General features: G+C 51.1%; 22 protein-coding genes. 11 read left to right on the forward strand and 11 right to left on the reverse strand.

Annotation, left to right across the window (positions count from 1 at the left end):
- Positions 1–806: 806 nt before the first annotated feature.
- The 5 genes from N7387_RS12200 to N7387_RS12220 all read left to right on the forward strand — a co-directional run bounded on the left by N7387_RS12200 (position 807) and on the right by N7387_RS12220 (position 6683).
- A complete protein-coding gene (locus N7387_RS12200) occupies positions 807–2189 on the forward strand; it encodes a glutamate decarboxylase (RefSeq protein WP_262864183.1) in 1383 nt (460 codons plus the stop codon).
- Positions 2190–2256: 67 nt separating this feature from the next.
- Positions 2257–3738 carry a putative glutamine/gamma-aminobutyrate antiporter GadC gene (gene gadC / locus N7387_RS12205; protein WP_025153690.1) on the forward strand — a complete coding sequence of 494 codons (1482 nt, stop codon included), beginning with the start codon at positions 2257–2259 and terminating at the stop codon, positions 3736–3738.
- Positions 3735–4664: a glutaminase A gene (gene glsA, locus N7387_RS12210; protein ID WP_279799245.1), complete on the forward strand. Its 930-nt coding sequence runs from the start codon at positions 3735–3737 to the stop codon at positions 4662–4664. The genes gadC and glsA overlap by 4 nt, the downstream gene beginning before the upstream one ends.
- 92 nt (positions 4665–4756) lie before the next feature.
- A complete protein-coding gene (locus N7387_RS12215) occupies positions 4757–6037 on the forward strand; it encodes an APC family permease (RefSeq protein WP_274370014.1) in 1281 nt (426 codons plus the stop codon).
- Complete coding sequence (locus tag N7387_RS12220) at positions 6030–6683, forward strand: MarC family protein (protein WP_279799248.1); 654 nt, start codon at positions 6030–6032, stop codon at positions 6681–6683. The genes N7387_RS12215 and N7387_RS12220 overlap by 8 nt, the downstream gene beginning before the upstream one ends.
- A 58-nt stretch (positions 6684–6741) precedes the next feature.
- Here N7387_RS12220 and gyrB read toward each other — a convergent pair whose 3' ends face one another.
- The 4 genes from gyrB to dnaA are packed head-to-tail and all read right to left on the reverse strand — an operon-like array spanning position 6742 to position 12773.
- Positions 6742–9156, reverse strand: a complete 2415-nt coding sequence (gene gyrB / locus N7387_RS12225; RefSeq protein ID WP_279799249.1) for a DNA topoisomerase (ATP-hydrolyzing) subunit B — start codon at positions 9154–9156, stop codon at positions 6742–6744.
- A gap of 27 nt (positions 9157–9183) precedes the next feature.
- Entirely contained in the window at positions 9184–10266 is a 1083-nt protein-coding gene (gene recF / locus N7387_RS12230) for a DNA replication/repair protein RecF (protein ID WP_262882271.1), read from the reverse strand.
- A gap of 4 nt (positions 10267–10270) precedes the next feature.
- Positions 10271–11371: a DNA polymerase III subunit beta gene (dnaN, locus tag N7387_RS12235; protein WP_004236713.1), complete on the reverse strand. Its 1101-nt coding sequence runs from the start codon at positions 11369–11371 to the stop codon at positions 10271–10273.
- A 4-nt stretch (positions 11372–11375) separates the two neighbouring features.
- Positions 11376–12773, reverse strand: coding sequence for a chromosomal replication initiator protein DnaA (gene dnaA, locus N7387_RS12240; protein ID WP_279799253.1), 1398 nt, complete (start codon positions 12771–12773; stop codon positions 11376–11378).
- Positions 12774–13525: 752 nt separating this feature from the next.
- Between dnaA and rpmH the strand changes: the two genes are divergently transcribed.
- From rpmH to N7387_RS12270, 6 genes are all read left to right on the forward strand, one after another.
- Positions 13526–13666 (forward strand): 50S ribosomal protein L34, encoded by a 141-nt coding sequence (rpmH, locus tag N7387_RS12245; RefSeq protein ID WP_000831330.1) that lies wholly within the window; start codon positions 13526–13528, stop codon positions 13664–13666.
- 15 nt (positions 13667–13681) lie between these two features.
- On the forward strand, positions 13682–14041 hold the full coding sequence (gene rnpA, locus N7387_RS12250) for a ribonuclease P protein component (protein WP_071592722.1): 360 nt from the start codon (positions 13682–13684) through the stop codon (positions 14039–14041).
- The gene (gene yidD / locus N7387_RS12255; protein ID WP_015422368.1) at positions 14005–14262 is read left to right on the forward strand and encodes a membrane protein insertion efficiency factor YidD; all 258 of its coding nucleotides are present in this window, start codon (positions 14005–14007) and stop codon (positions 14260–14262) included. Before rnpA ends, yidD begins: the two co-directional genes overlap by 37 nt.
- 2 nt (positions 14263–14264) lie before the next feature.
- Positions 14265–15887 (forward strand): membrane protein insertase YidC, encoded by a 1623-nt coding sequence (gene yidC / locus N7387_RS12260; RefSeq protein WP_262882272.1) that lies wholly within the window; start codon positions 14265–14267, stop codon positions 15885–15887.
- 121 nt (positions 15888–16008) lie between these two features.
- The gene (gene mnmE / locus N7387_RS12265; protein ID WP_279799293.1) at positions 16009–17373 is read left to right on the forward strand and encodes a tRNA uridine-5-carboxymethylaminomethyl(34) synthesis GTPase MnmE; all 1365 of its coding nucleotides are present in this window, start codon (positions 16009–16011) and stop codon (positions 17371–17373) included.
- 39 nt (positions 17374–17412) lie between these two features.
- Entirely contained in the window at positions 17413–18552 is a 1140-nt protein-coding gene (locus N7387_RS12270) for a hypothetical protein (protein WP_262859854.1), read from the forward strand.
- A gap of 16 nt (positions 18553–18568) precedes the next feature.
- On the opposite strand, the gene N7387_RS12275 is transcribed toward N7387_RS12270, so the two are convergent.
- The 7 genes from N7387_RS12275 to N7387_RS12305 form a co-directional block, all read right to left on the reverse strand.
- Positions 18569–19522 carry an EamA family transporter gene (locus N7387_RS12275; RefSeq protein ID WP_262868123.1) on the reverse strand — a complete coding sequence of 318 codons (954 nt, stop codon included), beginning with the start codon at positions 19520–19522 and terminating at the stop codon, positions 18569–18571.
- Complete coding sequence (locus N7387_RS12280; RefSeq protein WP_279799257.1) at positions 19519–20112, reverse strand: TetR/AcrR family transcriptional regulator; 594 nt, start codon at positions 20110–20112, stop codon at positions 19519–19521. The genes N7387_RS12275 and N7387_RS12280 overlap by 4 nt, the downstream gene beginning before the upstream one ends.
- A 96-nt stretch (positions 20113–20208) precedes the next feature.
- On the reverse strand, positions 20209–21006 hold the full coding sequence (locus tag N7387_RS12285) for an energy transducer TonB (RefSeq protein ID WP_262859852.1): 798 nt from the start codon (positions 21004–21006) through the stop codon (positions 20209–20211).
- Between the two features lie 3 nt (positions 21007–21009).
- Positions 21010–23175, reverse strand: coding sequence for a TonB-dependent receptor (locus N7387_RS12290; protein WP_279799261.1), 2166 nt, complete (start codon positions 23173–23175; stop codon positions 21010–21012).
- A gap of 17 nt (positions 23176–23192) precedes the next feature.
- A complete protein-coding gene (locus N7387_RS12295) occupies positions 23193–23945 on the reverse strand; it encodes a TonB-dependent receptor plug domain-containing protein (RefSeq protein WP_279799262.1) in 753 nt (250 codons plus the stop codon).
- A 40-nt stretch (positions 23946–23985) separates the two neighbouring features.
- On the reverse strand, positions 23986–25338 hold the full coding sequence (locus tag N7387_RS12300; RefSeq protein ID WP_262859850.1) for a surface lipoprotein assembly modifier: 1353 nt from the start codon (positions 25336–25338) through the stop codon (positions 23986–23988).
- Between the two features lie 63 nt (positions 25339–25401).
- Positions 25402–26181 carry a Slam-dependent surface lipoprotein gene (locus N7387_RS12305; protein WP_262859849.1) on the reverse strand — a complete coding sequence of 260 codons (780 nt, stop codon included), beginning with the start codon at positions 26179–26181 and terminating at the stop codon, positions 25402–25404.
- Between the last annotated feature and the right edge of the window lie 27 nt (positions 26182–26208).

A 26208-nucleotide genomic window follows, 5' to 3' on the forward strand; every position in this document is an offset into this window, starting at 1 on the left:
TTTTTTGCAGTATCAGCATCTTCTCACTGACTGAACCGGTTAAACGACAGCCTGAATGTGTTTTTTACGGCTGAAAAACAGATATCAGACCTATATTGCCGGGATTATGGTTACATTCCGTTTATTGTTTGTTATTTGCACAAAATGTGCCGGTAACACTTTATTCCTCTCCCTTTTTTATTTTCCTGTTAAAACAGTACATATAATGTGTTGTCTATTTCCGATACTGTTTTATAGCGGTTATTTATTCTTCATAAGAATTAAAATCCGGGTTACCAGCCAAACAACCTGACATCGTGTTTATATTCAGCGGTATGTTTTAAATGTCCGGCTATATCTGTCTCTTTCCTGCTTTTTTATCTGTGATTTCTGCTTCTGTAAAAATGGCTTGATTCGGGTAAGAAAAAAAGACATCAATCTATGTTCATCCTTATTACACGATTTTTCCGGTTATTCATTCTTTTTTCGTTAATTTTATCCTGTGGCGTATTTATATAAAGAGGTATTAATTTCACAAAAATGTAACGTAATAAATAAATGTTTCTTTTGTGTTAATCCTGGATTTTAATCAGTTCAATTTATTTATTACTGTCGTAAAAAGATAAATAACATAAGAAATTGTAAATATTAACTCATCTTACAGATTTGAAAGTTGTGTATTTCATAAGCTAATATACATAGGTTACTTCACTGAACGCACGGTTTTAAGCGGGTATTTCTCTGTGTTCCCGTCATTACCCGTGAGCAGGATAACAATAGAGTTAATTAATTTTAACTATCAATAAGTGATCTGAGAAGGAGGCTTTATGTCTCTTCATGCAGTGAAAGGTAAAAATAGTTCAGAATTTATTGATATTTACGCATCAACGGACTCGGATGCAAAACTCCCTAAATACAAAATGCCGGAAGATAGCAGTGACCCGCGGATTATTTACAGTGTAGTCCGCGATGAATTACTGCTGGATGGTAACTCCCGTCAGAATCTGGCGACATTTTGTACAACCTGGGTTGAGGATGAAGTCAAACAGCTGATGACAGACAGTGTCGATAAAAACATGATCGACAAAGATGAATATCCGCAAACGGCTGAAATTGAAAGCCGCTGCGTGCATATTATTGCTGACCTGTGGAATTCCCCGCAGGCACAGGAAACCATCGGCTGCTCTACCACCGGCTCCAGCGAGGCAGCAATGCTCGGCGGGCTGGCAATGAAATGGCGCTGGCGTAAAAACCGCGAAAAACAGGGGAAAGATACCAGTAAGCCGAACCTGGTAACCGGCCCGGTACAGGTATGCTGGGAAAAATTTGCCCGCTATTTTGATGTTGAACTCCGTCAGATCCCGCTGGAAGGCGATGCTCTCGGTATGCAGCCGTCTGATCTGCGCAAATATTGCGATGAAAACACCATCGGCGTGGTGGCAACACTGGGGGTGACGTTTACCGGGATTTATGAGCCGGTGGCGGAACTGGCAAAAGAACTGGATGCAATACAGCGGGATACCGGTCTTGATATTCCGCTGCATGTTGACGGTGCCAGCGGCGGATTTATTGCGCCGTTTATCCAGCCGGAACTGGTGTGGGATTTCCGGATTGAGCGGGTGAAATCCATTAACAGCTCCGGACACAAATACGGCTTGTCACCGCTGGGTGTCGGCTGGGTGGTCTGGCGCAGCAAAGAAGACCTGCCGGAAGAGCTGGTTTTCAATGTCGATTATCTCGGCGGCAATATGCCGACATTTGCACTGAATTTTTCCCGTCCCGGCGGGCAAATCATTGCACAGTATTATAACTTCCTGCGTCTGGGACGCGCTGGTTATACCAAAATTCAGCAGGCGTGTGCAGATACTGCGCAATGGCTTGCGGATGAACTGAATAAGCTGGGGATTTTCGACCTGGTGTATGACGGTCGCGGCGCACTGCCGGCGGTGGCTTACAAGCTGAAACCGGGCGTGACACAGTTCAATCTGTATGACCTTTCCGATCGCATCCGCACACGCGGCTGGCTGATAGCGTCGTATCCGCTTCCTGCGGACAGAGAAAAAACCGTTGTTCAGCGTATTATGGTCCGCCACGGTGTCAGCCGTGACCTGGCCGCACTGCTGCTGGATGATATCAAACGGGCTATCGATCACTTCAGGCAAAATCCGGTGGTGAACTCCACGGCTAAAGCAACCTTCCATCACGGTTAATTAACAACGACCTCCGGCTGGTATCCGCAGCCGGAGGCTCTCACTCATTATCCTCCGGGGTGCTTTTATGACTGATACTTCAACCAAAAAACCGTCTTCCGGTGCAGCGAAACTGACTGTCGGCACACTTATCGTCATGAATATTGTGGCGGTGGTGAGCCTGCGTGGTTTGCCTGCCGAAGCGGAATACGGTCTCAGTGCGATTTTCTATTATCTGTTTGCGGCGGTGTTCTTTCTGATCCCCGTATCACTGGTTGCCGCTGAACTGGCTACCGGCTGGTCGGAAAAAGGCGGGGTATTCCGCTGGGTCGGCGAGGCGTTCGGGCCGCGTCTGGCATTTCTGGCGATGGCAATGCTGTGGATTGAGGTGACGGTCTGGTTCCCGACCGGGCTGACATTCGGGGCGGTATCACTCGCCTTTATCAATCCGCATCAGGCATTTGATGAAGCGCTGGCAGCCAATAAATTCTTTGTGCTCGGTGTTGTGCTGTTTATCTACTGGCTGGCGACGTTTATTGCCTTTAAAGGGGTCGGCGCATTTGCCCGGGTATCAAAATGGGGCGGGATTATCGGGACGATTGTTCCGGCGATCATTCTGATTGTGCTCGGTTTCTCCTATCTGTTCAGCGGCCAGACGCCGCAGATTGACCTGGCGTGGGATCAGGTTCTGCCGGATTTCTCAAACTTCGATAACATTGTGCTGGCGGCCAGTATTTTCCTGTTTTACGCCGGGATGGAAATGAACGCCATTCACGTAAAAGACATTGATAACCCGACCAAAAACTACCCGAAAGCCATTATTCTGGCGGCGGCGGGTACGGTAGCTATCTTTGTGCTGGGCACGCTGGCGATCGCCTTTATCATTCCTCAGTCCGATATCAGCCTGACTCAGAGCCTGCTGGTGGCTTACGATGATATGTTCAAATGGGCACATATTCCGTGGATGGGGCCGATTGTCGCCGTCATGCTGGCTATCGGCGTGCTGGCGAGTGTCGTAACCTGGGTTGCCGGGCCGTCTTCCGGTCTTCTGGAAGTGGCGAAAGCGGGCTATCTGCCGCACTGGTTCCAGCATACCAACAAGAACGGAATGGCGACACATATCCTGCTGGTACAGGCCGTGCTGGTTTCTCTGCTGGCGGTGCTGTTTGTGGTGCTGCCGTCCGTGCAGGCGGCCTATCAGATCCTCAGTCAGCTGACGGTTATTCTCTATCTGATTATGTATATGCTGATGTTCAGCGCCGCGATTTACCTGCGCTTCAGTCAGCCGCAGCGTGCCCGTCCGTACCGGATCCCCGGTGGTAATGCGGGGATGATTATCCTCGGCGGTATGGGGCTGCTCGGTTCATTAACCGCGTTTCTGTTCAGCTTTATCCCGCCGGCACAGATTGCCGTCGGCAGCCCGGAAGTGTATGTGGGGGCGCTGATCGGACTGACCGTTCTGTTCGTTCTTCTTCCGTTTGTTGTTTATCAGATCCGTAAACCCGGCTGGCGTGATCCGGACAGTGATTTCGCACCGTTTACATGGGAAAACAAAGGAAAAGCATCATGACAGATTTAACAGCAATCAAGCAGGCGGTGACCAATGCCTGGCAGCAGTTTCATCAGGCTCCCGGCGGTGCGAATGCGGACTATATTCCGTTCCTGGCTAATATCCCGTCCGGCCTGGCAGCGGTTGCGGTAGTCACTGTGCAGGGCGATGTGATCAGCAGTGGTGACGCTGATTACCGGTTTGCCATTGAGTCAATTTCCAAAGTCTGCACGCTGGCACTGGCGCTGGAGGATATCGGCCCGCAGGCGGTGCAGGATCAGATTGGTGCCGATCCGACCGGGTTGCCGTTTAATTCAGTGATGGCGCTGGAACTGCATAACGACAAACCGTTGTCGCCGCTGGTGAATGCCGGTGCGATAGCGACCGTCAGTGCGGTAACCGCAAAAACTGCTGATGAACGCTGGCAGCGCATCCTGACCATGCAACGCCGTCTCGGGTCGGAGAATATTGCACTGTCGGATGAACTGAATCAGTCGGAGCAAACCACCAATTTCCATAACCGGGGCATATCCTGGTTGCTTTATGCGGCTCAAAACCTCTATTGTGACCCGATGGAGGCCTGTGATGTGTATACCCGTCAGTGCTCCACACTGCTGACCACCAAAGAGCTGGCTACAATGGGTGCGACACTGGCCGGACACGGTAAAAACCCGGTAACCGGTGAGCAGGTACTGAACCCGGCGCATACCCCGTTTGTCCTGGCGGAAATGACCATGGAAGGGCTGTACGGTCGCTCCGGTGACTGGGCATACACGGTCGGGTTACCGGGTAAAAGCGGGGTCGGCGGGGGGATCCTCGCAGTGGTACCGGGTGTGATGGGTATCGCGGCATTTTCACCGCCGCTGGATGATGACGGAAACAGCGTCAGAGGCCAGAAAATGGTGGCGTCGGTTGCTGCCGCACTGGGATATAACCTTTACCGGTGATCCCGCTGACAACGATAACGCCCGGATTTCCGGGCGTTATCAGCTATAAACTAACGCCGGTGGCAGCATCTATTTTGTTTCAGGAGTCGGGTATGAAGTCAGTGTCATCAGAAAAGCCGTTAACGCTGTTACAGGTTATTGCGCTGGGGATCGGCGCGATGGTCGGTGCCGGGATTTTTGCCCTGCTGGGGCAGACCGCGCTGATTATGCAGTCTGCAACATGGATTGCCTTTGCCTGCGGCGGTCTGGTTGCGTTATTTGCCGGTTATGCCTATGCCCGGCTGTCCGCCTGCTACCCCTCGCCGGGTGGCATTATTGATTTCTTCCGGCTGTCATTTCCCGCTGTTCTGACGATTGCTTTATCCTTTTTGTATCTTGTTACGCTGATCCTGACGGTGGCGATGGTGGCAAGAGCGTTCGGAGCTTACGCCGTTCAGCTTTTTCATCAGGGCAATGAATCGGCCTTATTACCGGAAGTGTATACCGCGTTTATTATTATCGCGGTCGGTCTGATGAATATCACCGGCAGCCATGCGGTTGGTAAAGTTGAAGTTCTTCTGGTGGGCACCAAACTGGTGATTATTATCGCCCTGGTGGCGACGGGTGTATTTACCGTGGATACAACACTGCTGAATATCAGCACGTTTTCCGGTGATACCCTTTTTTCCGCCGTCGGGCTGACGTTTTTCGCCTATGCTGGGTTCGGCATGATGGCAAATGCCTCAGATAAAGTGGCAAATCCCGGCCGGGTGATGCCGAAGGCATTTATGATCGCCATTTTATTCACGATTGCGCTGTATATCAGCCTGGCGCTGGTATTACTCGGCAATCTCTCGCCGTCTGATCTGGTACGTTATGCCGATACCGCTGTGGCTCAGGTGGCTTATCCCGTATGGGGAAAAACCGGTTTTGTGATTGTGGCCGCCGCCGCGCTGCTGGCGACAACATCCGCCATTAATGCCACCCTGTTTTCCGCCTTCAATATCACCGACAGAATGTGCAGCACCGGTATTCTGCCGGATTCCTGGGGCAAAACGGTATTCCGGCAGGGTACGCTGGTGAATATTCTGCTTATTCTTCTGACATTGTTGCTGGCGCTGTTCCTGAATCTCAGTGACTTGGCAAATGTCGCCAGTTTTACGTTCCTCCTGTGTTATCTGATGGTGCTGGTGGTGGCGTGGCGTCAGAGCGCGGTAATCCGGGCATCAAAACTCATTACCGGTACCGGGATTGTCCTTGTCACTGCGGTATTGGCCGGGTTTGTGGTGACGTTGCTGAGCGGAGGGTTTATTTCTGTCAGTGTGATTGCTGCGGCGCTTATTCTCTGTCTGGCTGCCGGTTATCTGCGGAAACGGAGCCGGAAAGATGAATGAATGGCTCGATAATATTCTGCTCAATTATGTGACGTTTGTGTCGCTGTTCAGCCCTCCGGCGACCATCACTGCCGCCACGATTATCCTCGGCCGGATTGACCGGAACATATTGTGGCAAATCGCCTGGAAAATTGCGGCGGGATACACACTGGTCATGCTGGTGGTTATCTGGCTGGGGAACTGGCTGCTGACGGCTCTCGGGCTGAGTGCGGATGCCCTGACTGTCACCGGTGGCATTGCGCTGCTGGCACAGGGATGGCCGATGCTTATCCGCGGGGTCAAAGAGGAGCACAGTGATATTCCGGTCAGTGTTATCCCACCGAAAGATATTATGCGGCTGGCAATGGTACCGCTGCTTTTCCCGCTGTCGATGGGCGGCGGCACGATAGCGGTCGGAATTTCACTGGCCGGACACAGTGATTCCCTGTCCGGGCTGATACAGCTTTCTGTGGTGATCCTGCTGATGCTGCCGACCATTGCCCTGACTTTTCTGGCAACCGGGCCGCTGCACGGGCGTTTATCCCCCGGGGTGATGGATACCCTGGCGCGGATCTCCGGCATCATTCTGGTCACGCTGGCGATTCAGTTACTGGTCTCGGGAATGGTCGGTATTATTACCACAAATCTGAAGCATCTTACGGGGTGAATTAAAAAAATAAAGCCCGGAAAACCGGGCTTTATGGGGTCTCAGAGAGAGGAAAAAATTATACGTCGATATTTGCCGCTTTCAGGGCGTTCTCTTCGATAAAGGCACGGCGCGGTTCAACATCATCACCCATCAGAGTGGTGAATAACTGATCCGTTGCAATCGCATCTTTCACCGTAACCTGCAACATACGGCGGGTTTCCGGGTTCATGGTGGTTTCCCACAGCTGTTCCGGGTTCATTTCACCCAGCCCTTTATAGCGTTGTACAGCCAGACCACGGCGTGATTCTTTCATCAGCCAGTCAAGAGCCTGTTCGAAGTTGCTGACGTTCTGACGGCGCTCACCGCGGACAACATAAGCACCTTCTTCAATCAGACCACGGATAAGCTCACCCAGTTTAGAGATGCGGGCATATTCGCTGCCGTGAACAAAATCGAAATCCAGATTGTAGTCAGTATCTACACCGTGGGTACGGATAGTCAGTACCGGCTCAAACAGCTGACGCTCTTTGTTTTCCGCAATGCGGTAGCTGTAGGTGCTGCCGTGCTCTTCATGACGGGTCAGGCGCTCAGCCAGGCTCTGTGCCCAGGCTTCCACCTCGGTTTTGTTCAGCAGCGCGGATTCTTCCAGTTTCGGCTGGTAAACCAGGCTGTTTAACAGTGCCAGCGGATAGAGACGCTCTAAGCGGCGGATAATTTTGTGTGCGCCGTTGTATTCATGCAGCAGTTTTTCCAGATGTTCGCCCTGAATCGGTGCGGCAGTTTCGTTTACATACAGTGCCGCGCCATCCAGCGCGATAGAGACCTGATACTGCTCCATCGCTTCGTCATCTTTAATATACTGTTCCTGCTTGCCTTTTTTCACTTTATACAGCGGTGGCTGTGCGATATACACATAACCGCGCTCAATGATTTCCGGCATCTGACGGTAGAAGAAGGTCAGTAACAGGGTACGGATGTGTGAACCATCGACGTCGGCATCGGTCATGATGATGATGCTGTGATAGCGCAGTTTGTCCGGGTTGTATTCGTCGCGGCCGATACCGCAGCCGAGTGCGGTGATCAGGGTGGCAACTTCCTGAGAAGCCAGCATTTTATCAAAACGCGCCTTCTCAACGTTCAGGATTTTACCTTTCAGCGGTAAGATTGCCTGGTTCTTACGGTTACGCCCCTGTTTTGCAGAGCCGCCCGCAGAGTCCCCTTCCACTAAGTACAGTTCGGAGAATGCCGGGTCGCGTTCCTGGCAGTCCGCCAGTTTACCCGGCAGACCGGCTAAATCCAGCGCGCCTTTACGGCGGGTCATTTCACGGGCACGGCGTGCGGCTTCACGGGCACGTGCGGCATCAATAATTTTACCGACAATGATTTTGGTGTCGCTAGGGTTCTCATCCAGATATTCAGACAGCTTTTCGTTCATCAGGGTTTCAACCGCGGTTTTCACTTCGGAAGAGACCAGCTTGTCTTTGGTCTGAGAGGAGAATTTCGGATCCGGCACTTTGACGGAAATAACCGCCACCAGCCCTTCACGGGCATCATCCCCGGTGGTGCTGACTTTGGATTTTTTATTCAGCCCTTCTTTCTCAATATAGCTGTTGAGTGTACGGGTCATGGCGGCGCGGAAACCGGCGAGGTGAGTACCGCCGTCGCGCTGCGGAATATTGTTGGTGAAGCAGTACACGTTTTCCTGGAAAGAGTCATTCCACTGCATGGAGACTTCCACGCCGATATCGTCTTTCTCGGTGGAGAAATAGAAAACGTTGTTATGAATCGAGGTTTTGGCGCGGCTTAAATATTCCACGAATGCTTTGATACCGCCTTCGTAGTGGAAGTGATCTTCTTTGCCGTCACGTTTATCGATCAGACGGATCGATACGCCGGAGTTCAGGAAGGAGAGTTCGCGCAGGCGTTTTGCCAGAATGTCGTACTGGAATTCAGTCTCGCCTTTGAAGGTGTCCATGCTCGGCCAGAAACGCACGCGTGTCCCGGTTTTATCGGTTTCGCCGACAACAGTCAGACGATCCTGCGGTTCACCGTGGCGGTAGATCTGCTCGTGAACTTTGCCGTCACGGCGGATAACCAGTTCCAGTTTTTCAGACAGGGCGTTAACAACAGAGACCCCGACGCCGTGCAGGCCGCCTGAGACTTTATAGGAGTTATCATCGAACTTCCCGCCGGCGTGCAGAACAGTCATGATAACTTCTGCGGCGGAGACGCCTTCTTCTTCATGGATCCCGGTCGGGATCCCGCGGCCGTCATCCTGTACGGAGACTGAATTATCATTGTGAATGGTCACAACGATGTCTTTACAGTAACCGGCGAGGGCTTCGTCGATAGCGTTGTCAACAACCTCGAAGACCATGTGGTGTAAACCGGTTCCGTCATCGGTATCACCAATGTACATTCCCGGGCGTTTACGCACCGCGTCCAGCCCTTTTAATACTTTGATACTTGAGGAGTCATAGGTATTCGACATCAACGTTTCCCGCTCATCTAATCCTGATTATTGAACCTGTATTTTACCTTTTTCCACGACAAAGAGGCGACTGTTTTCATCCGCCATATCACTGACCTGTTCAGGGGTGATGGCACTGACAAAAACCTGTGCCTGTGTGGCTTTCAGCCGGTGAGCCAGTAAAAGACGGCGCCCGGCATCCAGTTCGGAGGCAAAATCATCAAGCAGATACAGGCATTGCTGCCCGCTCTGACGGGTGAAATATTCACCCTGTGCTAACCGCAGCGCGCACATCAGCAGTTTTAACTGACCACGGGAAAGTAAATCTTCCACCGGCACCCCGTCCGCCCTGATCCGTAAATCCGCTTTATGCGGGCCGGAGGCGGTGTAGGTCAGTGCGCGATCCCGTTCAAACTGGCGCTGCAGAAGCTCTGAATAATCGGTCTCTTTATCCCATCCGCGCTGGAAAGAGACACTCAGCGAAAATTCAGGTAAAAACTGCTGACAGGTCTGCTCAATATCCTGAGCAATCGCTGTCACATAATGCTCCCGCCACTGACTGACCTGTTCAGCAACCGGAATCAGCTGCTGGTCCCAGTGGCGGATCTGACCGTAATTCGATACCTGGCGGAGGGCGGCATTGCGCTGTCTCACCAGACGTTTTAAATCACTCCACAGCGCAAAAAATTGCGGCTCATTGTGGAAACAGCCCCAGTCAATATAAGCGCGGCGGAATTTCGGCCCGCCGTTGAGCAGGGTAAAACCTTCCGGGGTGATAAGCTGCATCGGCAGTAATTTTGCCAGCTCGGCAATTTTATGGCCGTCGGTACCGTCAATGCGGACCTTGCTGTCACCCTGGCGGTTTTTACTCAGGCCGACGCTGGTGGCCCGATCTGTCTGTTCCTGCCCGAGTTTGCCGTGCAGGATAAATTCGTCGTTATCATGGCGGATAACACGCCCCGCCTGTACTGAGCGGAATGCCCGGCCGTGACCGAGTGTGTAAATGGCTTCCAGAACACTGGTTTTACCGCTGCCGTTCGGGCCGACCAGAAAGTTAAACCCGGTGGCCAGCGGTAAATCCGCATTTTCGATATTGCGAAAATCACGGATAAGTAAACGCGAGAGGATCATCGTGTTACAGGCGCATCGGCATCACAACGTAAGCGGCTGCATCACTGGCGTCATCTTCAATCTGTACGCTGGAGGTGGCATCGGTCAGTTTCACCGAGACATCTTCGCATTTCAGTGTGTTAAGAACATCAAGGACATAGCTGACGTTGAACCCGATTTCCATGTCGGTTCCGTCATAGGTGACGTCCACGATTTCTTCGGCTTCTTCCTGCTCCGGGTTATTGGCGGTAATTCTGAGTTGATTGTTGCTCAGATAAATCCGCACGCCGCGGAATTTCTCGTTCGATAAAATCGCCGCACGGGAAAAAGCCTGCTTCAGCATATCACAATTTGCCGTCAGCGTTTTGTCCGGGTTTTTCGGCAGGACACGGCGGTAGTCCGGGAAGCGGCCATCCACCAGTTTGGAGGTGAAAATAAACCCGCCGACGTGGGCGCGGATATTGTTACTGCCGATTTCCAGTTTCAGCAGGGCATCGCCGCCGTCAAGCAGGCGCATCAGTTCGATAACCCCTTTACGCGGCACAATCACCGAATGGTCCGGCAGTTCCTGTCCGATATCCAGTGAGCAAACCGCCAGGCGGTGCCCGTCGGTGGCGACAGTGCGCAGCACGGAGCCGCTGGTTTCAAACAGCATGCCGTTTAAGTAATAGCGGACATCCTGATGCGCCATGGAAAACTGGGTGGATTCAATCAGGCGTTTTAATGTTGCCTGCGGCAGGGAGAAAGTGACATCACTCTGCCAGTCATCCAGATTCGGGAAATCCGAGGCCGGTAACGTGGACAGCGAGAAGCGGCTGCGCCCGGAACGGACCAGAAGGCGGTCCCCGTCAAGCTCGACACTGATTTGCGCGCCGTCCGGCAGACCCCGCCAGATATCCAGGAACTTGCGTGCCGGTACCGTGGTTTCGCCGTTTTCATGCGGCTGATCCAGCGGAACGGCGGCCATCATTTCCATCTCAAGGTCTGTCCCTGTGAGATGCAGTACGCCATCAGAGACTTTCAGCAGTAAGTTACCCAGAATCGGTAGGGTCGGGCGACCGCCCAACGGACTGCTGACCTGTTGTAAGGGTTTTAACAATTGCTCACGTTCAATGATAAATTTCATAGCGCTATGATGATAATGTCCGGATTAAGTTAGAAAAATCTTCTTTGATGTCGTGGCTTTCCTCACGCAGCTGCTCGATCTTACGGCAGGCGTGCAGAACGGTCGTGTGGTCACGGCCGCCAAAAGCATCCCCGATTTCTGGCAAACTGTGGTTTGTCAGCTCTTTTGCCAGTGCCATCGCCATCTGGCGCGGCCGGGCGACAGAGCGTGAACGGCGTTTGGAGAGCAGATCAGCCACTTTAATTTTATAATACTCAGCAACCGTTTTCTGAATATTATCGATGGTGACCAGTTTCTCCTGCAGCGCCAACAGATCGCGCAGCGCTTCACGCACAAAATCGATGGTAATCGCCCGCCCGGTAAAGTTGGCGTTGGCAATCACCCGGTTCAGTGCGCCTTCCAGTTCACGGACATTGGAGCGCAGACGTTTCGCAATAAAGAAAGCCACTTCATCCGGCAGGCGGATGTTGTTTTCATCGGCTTTTTTCATCAGGATGGCGACCCGCGTTTCCAGTTCCGGCGGTTCAATGGCAACGGTTAATCCCCAGCCGAACCGCGACTTCAGGCGATCTTCCACCCCGTTAATTTCTTTCGGGTAGCGGTCGGAGGTCAGGATTATCTGCTGATTACCTTCGAGTAACGCATTGAAGGTATGAAAAAATTCTTCCTGAGAACGCTCTTTGTTGGCAAAGAACTGAATATCATCTATCAGTAAGGCATCGACAGAACGGTAGTAACGTTTGAACTCTTCAATTGCGTTGTTCTGTAAGGCTTTGACCATATCCTGCACAAAACGTTCTGAGTGCATATAGACCACTTTGGCGTTGGCTTTGCTTTCCATAATGCTGTTGCCGACGGCATGTAATAAGTGGGTTTTACCCAGACCGGTTCCGCCGTATAAGAACAGCGGGTTGTATGCGCCACCCGGGTTATCTGCCACCTGACGGGCGGCTGCGCGCGCCAGCTGGTTCGATTTACCTTCCACAAAGCTGTCAAAGGTGTGCTTCGGGTTGACGTTGGAACGGTAAGCCACATCCGGCTCCGCACTGTTATCATGCCAGCTCGGGCGCAGTGCGGGGGCTTTTTCCCGCGAAGGCGGCTGTTTCATCGTCCGTGACGGGGGAATACTTCTTTCCGGTGTGCTGACCGTACCGGCCGGTTTATTACCGACCTCAAAGCGCAGCTGCGGAATGTCATTGCCGCAAAAATCGGACAGGAGCGCATTAATGTTATTAATGTACTTCTCCCGTACCCAGTCGAGCACAAACCGGTTTGGGGCATAGAGCGCCAGAGTGTCATCACTCAGCTCAGCCTGAAGGGGGCGTATCCACATACTGAATTCTGTGGCAGGTAATTCATCCTGCAAACGGGCAAGACATTGCTGCCAAAGCGAAAGAGACACGGTGAACTCCCCTAAACAAGACCAGTCAAAGAAACAGAATAAGATTTTTCACGCAGACACAGCACATACAGACGTATTGTCCTCTGCATGTTTCAACGGACACTTCCGTGTACAAAAGTGAGGCTGTGTTATGGACGATCATTCCCTGCACCGGCGATCACCGCACGGGTGAAAATGATCGTGACGACGGATCATATCGCAAAAGCGGGACAAGATCTTCATCCTTTTACACAGTTTTCCGGGTTTTTATCCACAGGGGCTGTCAGCCCGTCCGGAGCGGGATTCAGGCCGGAGTATAACGAATCCCGGCGGGAGAATACAGCTGGAAGATCCCGTTTGGGGATAAGTTTTGGTGAATTATCCTCAGGCAGAAAAACGGCACTCAGGATCCGGTGCGCGATCGAATATTCACGGATCGCGGATCGATCCTTGCGCTTTGCCGGGGAGTCCGTATAATCTTGCACCCTGTGCGCGTTATCTGTGTCTTGATACGGTGATGTGTGCAGGCAGGTTATGGGTAAATGCAATTATGTGCAGAAATCTGTGTTATCGCGCCATCTTTGATTGACGGACAGGCCCGGATTTTATTACAATCTCGCATCTTTCCATATTGATGTTGCGATAAGGCACAGAGGTCAGCCACTTTCCGTGATGGCCCTTTCAGCAGAAAGATGAGAGTCCGCCGCTGAATTTACTGTTTGCCGATGCGTTTACTGAATCAGTAATAATTTAAAGTTTAGGTAGAAACCGCTATGAAACGCACTTTTCAACCGTCCGTACTGAAGCGTAACCGTTCCCATGGTTTCCGCGCTCGTATGGCCACTAAAAATGGTCGTCAGGTTCTGGCTCGCCGTCGTGCTAAAGGCCGCGCTCGTCTGACCGTTTCTAAGTAATAAAGCTAACCATACGTGGTTAAGCTCGCTTTTCCGAGGGAGTTACGTTTGTTAACTCCCGAGCATTTCAACTTTGTCTTCCGGCAACCACAACGGGCAAGTACTCCTGAAATAACACTTCTGGGACGCCGTAATGAGCTGGAACATCCCCGCATTGGTCTTACCGTCGCTAAAAAAAACGTTAAACGGGCTCATGAGCGCAACCGCATCAAACGGTTAGCGCGTGAATACTTTCGTCTGCACCAACATGAGTTGCCCGATATGGATTTCGTGCTTCTGGTAAGAAAAGGGGTATCGGAGTTGAGTAATCGCGAGATTACGGAAGCATTGGGTAAGTTATGGCGTCGTCACAGTCGCTTGGCGCACGCTTCCTGATCCTGTTAATCAGAGGTTACCAGCTGGTGATAAGTCCGCTGCTGGGACCACGTTGCCGCTTCACACCAACATGCTCGCAATACGGAATTGAGGCATTGCGCAGGTTTGGTATGATAAAAGGCGGTTGGTTAACGGTGAAACGCGTATTAAAATGCCACCCTTTACACGAAGGTGGTGATGATCCTGTCCCACCTAAAAATGATGATAACAGAGAACATTAACGATGGATTCGCAACGTAATCTTCTATTCATCGCTTTGCTACTCGTATCCTTCTTTGCATGGCAGACGTGGGAAAGTGATAAGACACAAGCACTTAACGCGGCTGTTCAGGCAACGCAGCAGACGACAACGCCAAGTGGTGAAAGCAGCGGGCAGAACAAATATATTACGGTCAAAACAGATGTGCTGTCACTGAACATCAATCTGCGCGGCGGTGATATTGATGAAGCTGACCTTTTGGCTTACCCGGCAACCTTAAAATCCGCAGATCCGTTCCGTTTACTGGAAACAACACCTGAATTTGCCTACCAGGCAATCAGTGGTTTAACCGGTGTGAATGGCCCGGATAACCCGAATAATTACAAAGATCGCCCGCTGTATACCACTGAACGCGATACTTTTGTGCTGCCGGAAGGCCAGGATGAACTGCGTGTTCCTCTGACTTTCGTTCAGGATGGTGTCACTTATGTGAAAACCTATATCCTGAAGCGCAAAGACTATGCCATCAGTGTTGATTACACCATCAAAAACGACACTTCATCTCCGCTGGAAATGGCGTTTTTCGGTCAGTTAAAACAATCTGTGAATTTACCGGAACGTCTTAACAACGGCAGCAGCAACTTTGCGCTGCATACCTACCGTGGTGCGGCGTACTCGTCTGAAGACACTAACTACAAAAAATACAGCTTCAGTGATATCGAAGATAAACCACTGAACATCAACACCAATGTTGGCTGGGTGGCGATGTTACAGCAGTATTTTGCGACAGCGTGGGTTCCTGAGAAAGGCACCACCAATAATTTCTATACGCTGTACAGTGCCAAAACCGGCGATGCATTTATCGGCTATAAGAGTGATGCAATCCGTATCGGGGCAAACAGCGAAGCGAAATATAACGCAACACTGTGGGTCGGCCCGGAACTGCAGAACGAAATGGAAGCCGTGGCACCGCATCTGGACTTAACCGTTGATTACGGCTGGTTATGGTTCATTTCTCAGCCGCTGTTCAAGTTACTGAAGTTTATCCACAGCTTCATCGGTAACTGGGGCTTCTCCATCATCGTTATCACCTTTATCGTCCGCGGTATCATGTATCCGCTGACCCGTGCGCAATACACCTCTATGGCGAAAATGCGTATGCTTCAGCCGAAGCTGAAAGCAATGCGTGAGCGCATCGGTGATGACAAACAGCGCATGAGTCAGGAAATGATGGCGCTGTACAAAGAAGAGAAAGTGAACCCGCTGGGTGGCTGCTTACCGCTGATTATCCAGATGCCTATCTTCCTGGCACTGTATTACATGCTGATGGGTTCAGTGGAACTGCGTCACGCACCGTTTATCGGCTGGATCCATGACTTATCCGCACAGGATCCGTACTACATCCTGCCGATTCTGATGGGTGCAACGATGTTCGTGATCCAGAAACTGTCTCCGACAGCGGTCACCGACCCGTTACAGCAGAAGATTTTCACCTTTATGCCGGTGATCTTCACCGTCTTCTTCCTGTGGTTCCCGTCAGGTCTGGTGCTGTACTATATCGTCAGTAACCTGGTGACTATCCTCCAGCAGCAGATTATCTATCGCGGCCTGGAAAAACGCGGTCTTCACAGCCGCGACAAAAAATAAGCCCGTGACCGGCAGGGAATCTCTGCCGGTCTTATAGTATTATTTAAAGGCGGTCATATTGACCGCCTTTATTGTTTATCACACGGTGAGAAAGAGAGACATGGTCATGAATAACGCTGAAATTCAGAGCACCGATACCATTGTGGCACAGGCAACACCGCCGGGACGCGGCGGAGTCGGTATTTTACGTGTGTCCGGCCCGCAGGCGGCACAGGTGGCTCAGATTGTACTGGGGAAACTCCCGAAAGCGCGTTATGCCGATTATCTGCCTTTCCGTGATGAAACCGGCAACGTGCTGGATCAGGGGATTGCGATTTTCTTCCCCGGCCCGAACTCCTTTACCGGTGAGGATGTGCTGGAACTCCAGGGACACGGCGGGCCGGTTATCCTCGATTTATTGTTAAAACGTATTCTGCTTATCGATAATATTCGTATCGCCAATCCCGGTGAGTTTTCCGAGCGCGCATTCCTCAATGACAAACTGGATCTGGCGCAGGCGGAAGCCATTGCTGACCTGATTGATGCCAGTTCGGAACAGGCCGCCCGTTCTGCGATGAACTCATTACAGGGTGCTTTCTCCGGCGAAGTGCATCAGATGGTGGAAGCACTCACTAACCTGCGGATTTATGTGGAAGCGGCAATCGACTTCCCGGATGAAGAAATTGATTTTCTCTCGGATGGGGTGATTGAAGCCAAACTCGATACCGTGATTGCTGATCTGGAACGGGTTCGTTCTCAGGCGCGTCAGGGCAGCCTGCTGCGTGAAGGGATGAAAGTGGTGATTGCCGGTCGTCCGAATGCCGGAAAATCCAGCCTGCTGAATGCGCTGGCCGGACGCGAAGCCGCGATTGTCACCGATATTGCCGGGACTACCCGTGATGTGCTGCGTGAACATATTCATATCGACGGTATGCCGCTGCATATCATTGATACCGCCGGGCTGCGCGAAGCCGGGGATGAAGTCGAACGGATCGGTATTGAACGCGCCTGGCAGGAAATTGCGCAGGCAGACCGCGTCCTGTTTATGGTGGACGGCACCACGGTGGATGAACAGACCCCGGAACAAATCTGGCCGGAATTTATGTCCCGCTTACCCGCCGGTATTCCGGTCACCATTATCCGCAATAAAACCGATATCACCGGGGAAACCACCGGTATCACAGAGCGGAACGGCGATACGCTGATTAAACTCTCCGCCCGCGAAGGCCACGGCATTGATTTGCTGCGCGATCACCTGAAAACCACCATGGGATTTGAAGGCAACACCGAAGGCGGATTCCTCGCCCGCCGCCGTCATTTACAGGCACTGAACACCGCTGCAGAGCATCTGATCACCGGCCACGAACAGTTAGTGGTTGCCCGCTCCGGCGAGTTATTGGCAGAAGAACTGCGCCTCGCCCAGCAGGCACTGAGCGAAATTACCGGGGAATTCACCTCTGACGACCTGCTGGGACGTATTTTCTCGAGTTTTTGTATCGGGAAGTAATGGCTTCTGGTTTTTATCCGGACTAATGGATTATTTTAGATGGATCTTTTCTCTCGTTTATATAAATACCAATCCACAGATAAACGCAGCCAACTGGAAAATTTTTGTACGGAAGGTTTCTGTGACATTCTTAACCGGATGACAAAAGAACAGCAGCACAATTTTTTAATAAAAATGGGTGTTTGCGCTGATTCAGATACAAAAATTAAATGGCAAACACAATATACGATTACGGATTCAGAAGGGAAATCCCGTTATCCGGATTTAGTGGGATTGGTTGATAATTTTGTCAGATATTTGATTGAAGTAAAAATTAATGCGTGTTTTACACAAGGCGTAGATATTAACGGAAATTCATTATCCCAGCTTCAAATTTATGATCGCTGGTTATCTGCACATTCGCCGGATGCCTCTGCCGGTACGTTAATTTTACTGACTGATAAAACGATGCCGGAGCAAAGTTTTAAAGATATTTCATCTTCTGACTTCGGTATAAAAAACAGAAAATTATGGTATTGGCAGTCTGTTTTTGAGCAACTTACAATGGTTTCAGATATTCCTCATGTTGAAGACTATAAACAATTTTTATCAAATCAGGGATTAGCAATGGATTTACCTACAAGGCAGGATTTTGCTGTTATGGAGCTCCTGTACAGCGGAGCCGGAAGACGGCTGGACGGTTTAACAAAGAGTGTATTTGACAGAATAAAACAAAAGTATTCAGCGGAAACTCTGTTTAACTGGGGCGCTGAAGATAAATACAGACATGGTGGCAGCAGTGCAAACTGGCAGGGTGCTATATGCTGGAGTTGGGTTATGTTACGGCGGGAACCCTATCGCTATTTCTATTGGGGGATTCAGTTCCCTGAATATAATGAATGGGATAACGGAGAATGCCATCCCGGGAGTAAACAGAGTTCATCTCCTTGCCTGGTTTTTGGCTATATGTCGAAAGATATAGAATACTGCAAACAGGCTATCGATCTGTTTTCCCGTGAACCGGGGGGTGATTATTGTCCCGGAAAGCTTCCTCCTGATAATAATACAGAAGTTATTGTTTTTAATCAGACGTTATCCCTGAGCCACTTACTGGACAATAATTATAATCTGGACATGATAGTTGATTGGCTTTGCGATAGAATTGATAACGCACTGAATATCATTAAGAAATTAAAATAATATTCAGCGCAATGTGTCATTCCGGTTGTGGGCTGTGACCATTATTTACTGCACTTAATATCGCCGCCTTACGCCGCGACGGCAGTGTAATACAGACCAGACAGGTGAAAATCAGTGCGACTCCGGCCCAGCCGGCGGCAGTAAGTTGTTCGCCGACAATAATGGCGGCGAGTGCGGCGGCGACAACCGGTTCCAGCAGCGTGATAGTGGTGGCGGTGCTGGCGGGAATACGCGCCAGTGCGTAACCGAAACAGACATAGCCGAGAAACATCGGCACACAAGCCATGTAAATGCCGACCGCTGCGTTTTGCCACGAATCCAGAAATGGCGCGCCGTAAAGTGCCAGCACCGGCATCAGCAGTAATCCCCCGATCCCGAAAATACCGCCCATGGCTGCCCGTGACGGAATGTTGCGCTGCATCAGGCGGCGTGCGGCCCAGGAATAAAGCGCATAAGTAAAGGCGGCGAGTAATCCCAGTATGACACCGGTCAGAGTGGCGGATGTGTCCGCTGCGGCAATCTGTTCCGTGCCACCGGAAAGGGAAAGCAGCGCAATACCTGTCAGGCCGAGTATGGCACCGCTCAGCCAGCGCAGTGTCATGCGGGCACCGTCCATGATAATTTCAATAATTGCCGATAAAACCGGTGCCGTACCGATAGATACCACGGTGCCGATAGTTACCCCGGCCAGCCGCATTGAGCCGTAAAAGGCGAGCGGATATACGGCAACAGCAATGGCACCCAATAACAGCAAATGCCATTGCTGCCGGAAAGCGCCGAGGCTGCGGCGGATCGGTGTGATGGCAATCGCAGCCTGGAGCAACCCGCCGAAACCCATGGCGGCAGCACCGATCGCAACCGGACTGACATCCGGTGCGAAGGTGGCAGAAACCCCGGTGGTTCCCCATAAGAAGGAGGCCAGGATAATGACGGCAATGCCGGTAAAGTGGCCTTTGGGGGTCTGGATCACAGCGCCTCCAGCATGGTTTTTGCCATGGCGGCAGCCTGTAATACCCGTGCCCCGTGTTCTTCCAGCCCGGCGAGTACAATCGCGCCCTCCAGTAAAAATGCCAGGTGTGCAGTCAGCTGCTCTGCTTTCGCAGTGTCTTCCGGCAGCAGCTGATAAAGATTTTTGCGGATAATATCAGCCACTTCAGATTTGTGAGCACATACTTCGCGGCGTTCCTCACTGCCGGCCGGAAACTCAGCGGCGGCGTTCAGCAGGCCGCATCCCCGGAATCCCCGTTCATAAGCAAACTCAGCATGGTCGTGATAAGCATCAAATACCGCGAGGATCCGCTGTGCCGGGGTTGTTGCCTGTTGCAGACGGACATCATATAACGCCAGCCATTCTTCATGCCGCAGCCGGATGTAAGTAGTCACTAACTCAGCTTTGGAGCTGAAATTGTTATACAGACTTTTTTTGGCGACACCGGCCTTTTTGGTAATTGTATCAATACCGGTTGCCGTAATGCCCTCGTTGTAAAACAAGATGCCTGCGGCTTCCAGTAAACGGTCTCTGGCACTGAGCCGGGCCTGTGTTGTGTCGGTGTCCTTCATCCGGAAAATCTCTTGTGACTAATAAGTAGGTAGACCAGTATACCTATTAATCCGGTATGCACAAGAAACAATCACTGTTGCTAATACACACCGCCGCTAAAACCCCTTATTCAGCTGAAAACGTAATGAGAATGTCACCCTCCGCTTTGCGCCCGGCGGCGGCGTACCGACAGCAGCAACCCTGATGACGGCATCCATTGCGGCGTTATCCAGTAATTCATAACCGGAAGAGCGGGTAACCACCGGTGCAAACGGTTTGCCGTTATCGTCGAGTGAAAATGAGATAGTGCTGATCCCCCGTTGCCCGGCGCTGCGGGCCCGGCGGGGGTAATGTTTTTGCTCCTCAATTTTTTGCCGCAGCAGGTTAAAGTAATCCTCCTGTGCTTTCCGGTTATCAGCGCCTGCGGTGGCAGAGTTTGTCGGGGATACAGCCTGTCCGCCGGACTGCTGCTGTGTGGTGTTATCCTCTCCGGTATCTGCAGTGGTTACTGTGGCAACCGGTTCTGATTTTTCCGCTTTTTTGTTCACGTTTTTTACTGCCGGTTTTGCTGATGGTGGTTTGGTTGTTTTCTCCGGTGTTGTCCGGCGGGCGGTTGCCAGTTCTGCCTGAGACGGTGATTCCTGTGGTGGTGGTAATTGTTCCGCTTCCGGTTCTGTTTCCTGATATGCCGGTGCTGCATTCATCCGGATGGTGACAGCCGCCGCCGGGGTTTGTCCCCGGTTATCCATCTGATGCTGTTGCGGGGCGGTCACCGGGGGGCTGCCCGTGATGAGCAGCCCGGCGACGGAGAAACACACACCAATCACAGCAGCAGACATCATCTGCTGCCACGTTCCGGTTCTTTCCCGGGAAAACAGGAAAGACGGATGCGGTAATGCTATTGCGCCGTACATAAATCAGAACCTCGCAGAGACATTGAATTTTACGGCCCGTCCCGGTGCAGGCATCATCGAACGGGTGAGCGGGTCGAGGTAATATTCATTGGTCAGGTTGGTAGCGGTCACCTCCAGGGCAACATCCGGGGTGATTTTATATTTGGCGTAAGCATCCACGGTCAGTACCGAATTCCAGCGCATCGGGTAATTATTAAAATCGCTGTATTTTCCCGGAACAATACCCATCAGACGTTTCTCCTGGCTGTTTTCCACCGCACTGTGGTAGAGCCAGCGGCTGCCGATTTCTAATGACTCCTGCAATAAACGTCCGCCGAGGTTAAAGGTCACAGAATAGTGCGGCTGGATTTGGGTACGCAGGAACCCGCCCGGATAACCGCCGTCAATGCATGACGGGATATCTTTCAGCCCGGTCGGATCCATAAAGGCATGGGATGTTTCATCACAGACTTTATTGGTGAGATTATAGGTCACACCCAGATCACTGAAGATCCAGCCATGATCATAACGGGCCTGGATTTCAATCCCTTTCAGGCGCTGTTTATCCATCTGTGTAAAACGGAAATAATTATCACGATCAAAGACATTGAGGATATCCGTATGGAAGTAATTCAGCCGGATATCTGCGTGACGGTCAGCGCGGAGCAGTGATTTCCCGTTAAAAACAACACCGTATTCCCGGGTTACCGCACGTTCCGGTTTATAACGGTAGCCGATATGCGGGACAGAGGAACCGGAAAAGCCGACAGTATCCTCAAACAAACTCGGCATACGTACGGTTTCTGCATAGCGGCCATACAGACGCAGATCATCGGTCAGATGAATCGAGGCAGACAGCATAGGTGTCCAGGCGCTGGCCTGGCGGCGGGGTTTTTCTTTCCAGGTATGGGTGACGGGTTGTTCTTCTCTGTCACCATGCTGAATAGGATGAGGGCCATATTCATAGAGATAAGTTTCCTGCCCGGTATAGGGATCAATACCCCGCAATGCGGTATCGATATCCGGCCGGTCTTTCTGTTTCAGGCGCCCGTCACTGGTATCCACCGGCCAGAATGCCCGTTCATGTACCATTGGCCGGTCTTTTCGGTTATCAAGATAATCACGACGCCATTGGGGATATACAGAATAAAATTTTTTTTGCGATACTATTTTTCTTTCTTCCGGAGTCAGTTCGAGCCACAGGCCCTGTTGCCGCTTTTTATAAATCTGTGATTCTGTTTCGGTCATATTCCGGAAATAATTCAGGTAATAACCGGTAACCTCATAGTCTTGTTTACAGTAAGGGTCTTTACGGGTGGCGCACTCATTGGAAAGATCATCGACACTCCAGTATACGGTTTGTCTGCCGCCGGCACTGAGTGACAGCCAGGAGACCGGCTGCCAGTCCAGACTGACGGATTGCTGATATTCAAAGCGGCGGCCTTTACGGGCGGGAACAGCGAACATAAAGAGTTTATAGTTTTCCTGGCTGGTATTACTGTCCAGATGCTCAAACTGCATATTGGCGGCCAGGGTTACCGACAGTTCCGGGGTAAAGGCAAACTTATTGCTGAAATCCAGCCCGTAGCGCTGATTCTGTACATTCAGAGCAGCGGTGTTAATCAGTGTTCCATCGATTGCCGGGTTGATGGTGCTGATATCCCCCTGTTTATAGCCGTAGTCCATATTTTTAGGGTAGCGCGGCCAGCCGCCGCCGGAGTTGGTGTTGCTGGTGGTCAGGGTGGTCCACAGGCGGATATCTGCATCAATATAGGCAAGATGTGCCGGTTGGGATTTCAGGTGAAGATAACCAGCCTGTGCATGCAGGTCAGCCAGCGGCCACTGCGGAATAATATTATCCTCAGCACGGATCCAGCCCAGCCGGGAAGGCATAATATCGCCGAAATCCGAGCGGGTATCGCGCCAGCTGAGTTGCAGCGCGTGGTCATCATTCAGATACCAGGTATTTTTTATCAGCCAGGATTCCGTTTTTGCTGATGTATTGGGAACTTCATTGCCTTTACGGTAAATACGGGACACAAACGGCATATACGGATCATAGGTTTTGTCGGATGTTTGCAAAATGCCGATATCTTCTTTGGATATTTTGTCATTGTAATTTTCGCTGTGGCGTTTACCGGCAAAATAATTTCCCCGGTCGCGGTAGGCATAAGCCAATAACAGATCCATATTTTCCTGGCGGGTACCTACCGCCAGTCGTAATCACTGTTATTCAGTGCGGGGGCATTATCCCGGTTTTCCGGCGTTAAATGGGTGCTGGGGTCGTCAATAATAAGCCAATCGAACTGCATATTATCCACAAGGCGGTAATCTTCCCCGATCCCCAGATTGGGTATCCGGGATTTGGTGGTGTTACTGCTGTTTTCCAGCATCAGTGTAGCACCAAACTGGTCACCGTTTTTCACCACGTCATTGATGGTGAGTGTTTTCATGGCAACACCGCCGCCTACCGACGTTTTCAGGAGCGGGTTAAGGGACGGGCCTTTTTCAATCTCAATTTCACTGATCAGCATCGGGTCGAGGTAGTTACGGTTATTGGCACCGTTATAACCCCGGTACACCGTCACGGCCTGTTCGGTGCCGTCGATGGTGACCGGTACACGGCCCGGCCCCTGTATTCCGCGGATATTGACATCCAGTGCATTACCGTTGCGGGCATCGCCGCTGAATACCCCGTTGGCGCCTTTGAGAATATCGGCGGCAGAGGCCCCTTTATAGCGCTCTATTTCTTCTTTGGTGAGGATCAGGGTGGAGACATTTTTGTCATAGATTTTATCTTTGGCGCTGTCAGCAGCGGTCTGTTCATTACGAAGTGTAATGTCGCCCAGGTGCTGATTTTTTTCCTCTGTTGCCAGTCCCGGCAGCGGGATAAATAACACGGGCAGAAGCAGTGTGATGGTTTTATATGGATGACCAGATAATAGTGAATGCGAAGACATAACGATTCCCGGATGATAAAAAAGAAATAATCAGAAAGGGTTAAAACAGCCGTTCAAAACGCAGCATGATTTCAGTCTGCCGGTAGCTATAAAGCCACGGTACAGAACTGCGGTTGCGGGTGTGGATCAGCGAAAGCTGAGGTGAAATCTGCGCGAATGACGGCGGATAGAGTGCGAGTGTTGTACTGTACTGTCGGGTGAGATCCTCCCTGGCCTGGCGGTGTAACGGATGTGTATGGTGATAACGTTTACGGGTGTAAACGGCATGAACAGACTGGGACACCGACGGGTGCCACAGGTAGGTCAGTCCGGTATGCAAGGCAGCTGTCCGGTAATGTTTATAGGGATCATTTTTTTTGTGAACGGTGGTTTCTGCCTGTAAATACAATGTGGCTGCCGGATGCGGACGCCAGGTTATCTGCGGCATCAACTGGTATTCAGTGCCGTTATGTGAATGCAGATAAGGCTGATAACGGTGCTGCCGCAGTGCAGCCAGTCCGCCCAGAGACCACTCCGGGCTGAGTTGCTGATTCAGATAGGTTTGTAAGCCGTAAGCAGAGGAAAAACGGCGTCCGGCGGAAAAATGTTGTTCCAGCAGCGGGGTCAGTTGCCATAAAGTATGGCGATCCTGATAGTGATAACCCGTTTTAGCGGTCAGCGTTACGGTATTGGCTACCTGATTCGCGGCATCATACCGCGTGGATACCCGGTAGTGCTGCGTCAGAAAATGGGAGCCGGACAGCGGTGTCAGCCTGCGTAAATCCCAGTCACTGCGCCATTGTAAGACGGCATGGGGGATCTGCGGGATAAGGCTGGCATAACAGGAACCATCGGGGCTGTAGTGCAGGCAGTGTGCTTTCGGCAGTGGAGCCTGATAATAGTTATCCGTGTAATGGCTGCCGGCGCTGAGCAGTAATGACCAACTGAGTGCCCGGGTGAGTTCGGTAATGGTGCGGGTAATTTCCGGATAGTGGGGAGAGGTCACCGGCAGGCGCTGACTCAGTTCCCGGAACAAAAGCAAGGCATTCCCGATCTGGCGATCGGCCCGGTAGCTGCGGGCCAGTTCCAGCTGTGCGGCAAAGAAATGAGGTTTCTGTTGCAGAATGGTATTATATAACCCGATAGCAACCCCGGGGCGCTGGTTTAAATAGGCCAGTTTTGCCTGGCTGAAGATAATCAGTAACGGGTCAGCCTGATGTTCCTGCTGATAAACAGATAAGTAATGATAAATCGCTTTGAGATTATTTTTCTTTAGTGAGAGATATAAATTACGTGCAGTATTATTGTCTTCTGAATGATTGTTTTTTTGTATAATTGCAGATGCTGGTAATGAAAAAACAAGTAATAATAAAAAAAGAATAAATCCGTAAATTAACTTTATCTGCGACGACATAATTATATCCGCTAAACATCAGGAACAGATAATCTGTTCCTGATGAAATGTATCAATAATGAATCAGGACTTGGTTCCGCCGAACGCGATATTCTTCGCTTTATCACTGCTGAACTCAGCATAACCGGCAACCTGTTGTGCATTGTCACCAAAGAAATGCCCATTGGTTGTACCGCTGACGGTTGTGGTATCGGTACCGGTGGTGCTGACAGATGCAGTACCATCAAAGGCTGAACCACTGACAGTGCCGCTCAGGCTGTAACTGAGGCCGGTTGAGCTGAGAGAGCCGGTAAAGGTATTAGCATTAAAATCGGTGCTGAATGTGCCGCTGATCTGTTCACCGCTGCTGTAGCCGCTGAGTCCTTTAATGCTGTACTGTGCAGTGCCTTCGGATGGCATAGCCGCGGTGATATCTTTTCCTGCGTAATACGCCATATGAGAATCATCGCTGAAATCAGTACCGGAAACCCATTCACCGTAATAAATATCGGCATCGGCTATTTTGGCAAAGTTAAAAGAACCCATATTGCCGTGTGACTGCGGAACAGAGGTGATAACAGAAACACCGTTATTATTTGGTACCGCACGGTTTGGTCCCTGCAGCCCTGCAAAGCTGACTTTCATTCCGCCACGCATACCGGAATAACCGATTCCCGGTTCTCCGCCCGGTGACGAATGTCCCTGACGTTCAGATGCTGCAGTTACACCAACAGATATATAGCTACTTAAACCTTCATCAGATGATGCACCATAGCCTGCATCAGCCTGAGCCTGTACAGCGGAGAATGCGGCACACAGGGTAACCAGTGTCGCCAGCGGGGTTTTCATATTAAATGTCTTCATAAACTAAACTCCTTGTAATTTAATGAA

It is taken from the genome of Morganella sp. GD04133, assembly GCF_029835375.1.
Lineage (GTDB): Bacteria > Pseudomonadota > Gammaproteobacteria > Enterobacterales > Enterobacteriaceae > Morganella > Morganella morganii_B.

Coding starts and splice junctions, on each gene's coding strand:
- N7387_RS12200 (WP_262864183.1), top strand. CDS start 807: ATGTCTCTTCATGCAGTGAAAGGTAAAAATAGTTCAGAATTTATTGAT.
- gadC (WP_025153690.1), top strand. CDS start 2,257: ATGACTGATACTTCAACCAAAAAACCGTCTTCCGGTGCAGCGAAACTG.
- glsA (WP_279799245.1), top strand. CDS start 3,735: ATGACAGATTTAACAGCAATCAAGCAGGCGGTGACCAATGCCTGGCAG.
- N7387_RS12215 (WP_274370014.1), top strand. CDS start 4,757: ATGAAGTCAGTGTCATCAGAAAAGCCGTTAACGCTGTTACAGGTTATT.
- N7387_RS12220 (WP_279799248.1), top strand. CDS start 6,030: ATGAATGAATGGCTCGATAATATTCTGCTCAATTATGTGACGTTTGTG.
- gyrB (WP_279799249.1), bottom strand. CDS start 9,156: ATGTCGAATACCTATGACTCCTCAAGTATCAAAGTATTAAAAGGGCTG.
- recF (WP_262882271.1), bottom strand. CDS start 10,266: ATGATCCTCTCGCGTTTACTTATCCGTGATTTTCGCAATATCGAAAAT.
- dnaN (WP_004236713.1), bottom strand. CDS start 11,371: ATGAAATTTATCATTGAACGTGAGCAATTGTTAAAACCCTTACAACAG.
- rpmH (WP_000831330.1), top strand. CDS start 13,526: ATGAAACGCACTTTTCAACCGTCCGTACTGAAGCGTAACCGTTCCCAT.
- yidD (WP_015422368.1), top strand. CDS start 14,005: ATGGCGTCGTCACAGTCGCTTGGCGCACGCTTCCTGATCCTGTTAATC.
- yidC (WP_262882272.1), top strand. CDS start 14,265: ATGGATTCGCAACGTAATCTTCTATTCATCGCTTTGCTACTCGTATCC.
- N7387_RS12270 (WP_262859854.1), top strand. CDS start 17,413: ATGGATCTTTTCTCTCGTTTATATAAATACCAATCCACAGATAAACGC.
- N7387_RS12280 (WP_279799257.1), bottom strand. CDS start 20,112: ATGAAGGACACCGACACAACACAGGCCCGGCTCAGTGCCAGAGACCGT.
- N7387_RS12285 (WP_262859852.1), bottom strand. CDS start 21,006: ATGTACGGCGCAATAGCATTACCGCATCCGTCTTTCCTGTTTTCCCGG.
- N7387_RS12290 (WP_279799261.1), bottom strand. CDS start 23,175: ATGGATCTGTTATTGGCTTATGCCTACCGCGACCGGGGAAATTATTTT.
- N7387_RS12295 (WP_279799262.1), bottom strand. CDS start 23,945: ATGTCTTCGCATTCACTATTATCTGGTCATCCATATAAAACCATCACA.
- N7387_RS12300 (WP_262859850.1), bottom strand. CDS start 25,338: ATGTCGTCGCAGATAAAGTTAATTTACGGATTTATTCTTTTTTTATTA.
- N7387_RS12305 (WP_262859849.1), bottom strand. CDS start 26,181: ATGAAGACATTTAATATGAAAACCCCGCTGGCGACACTGGTTACCCTG.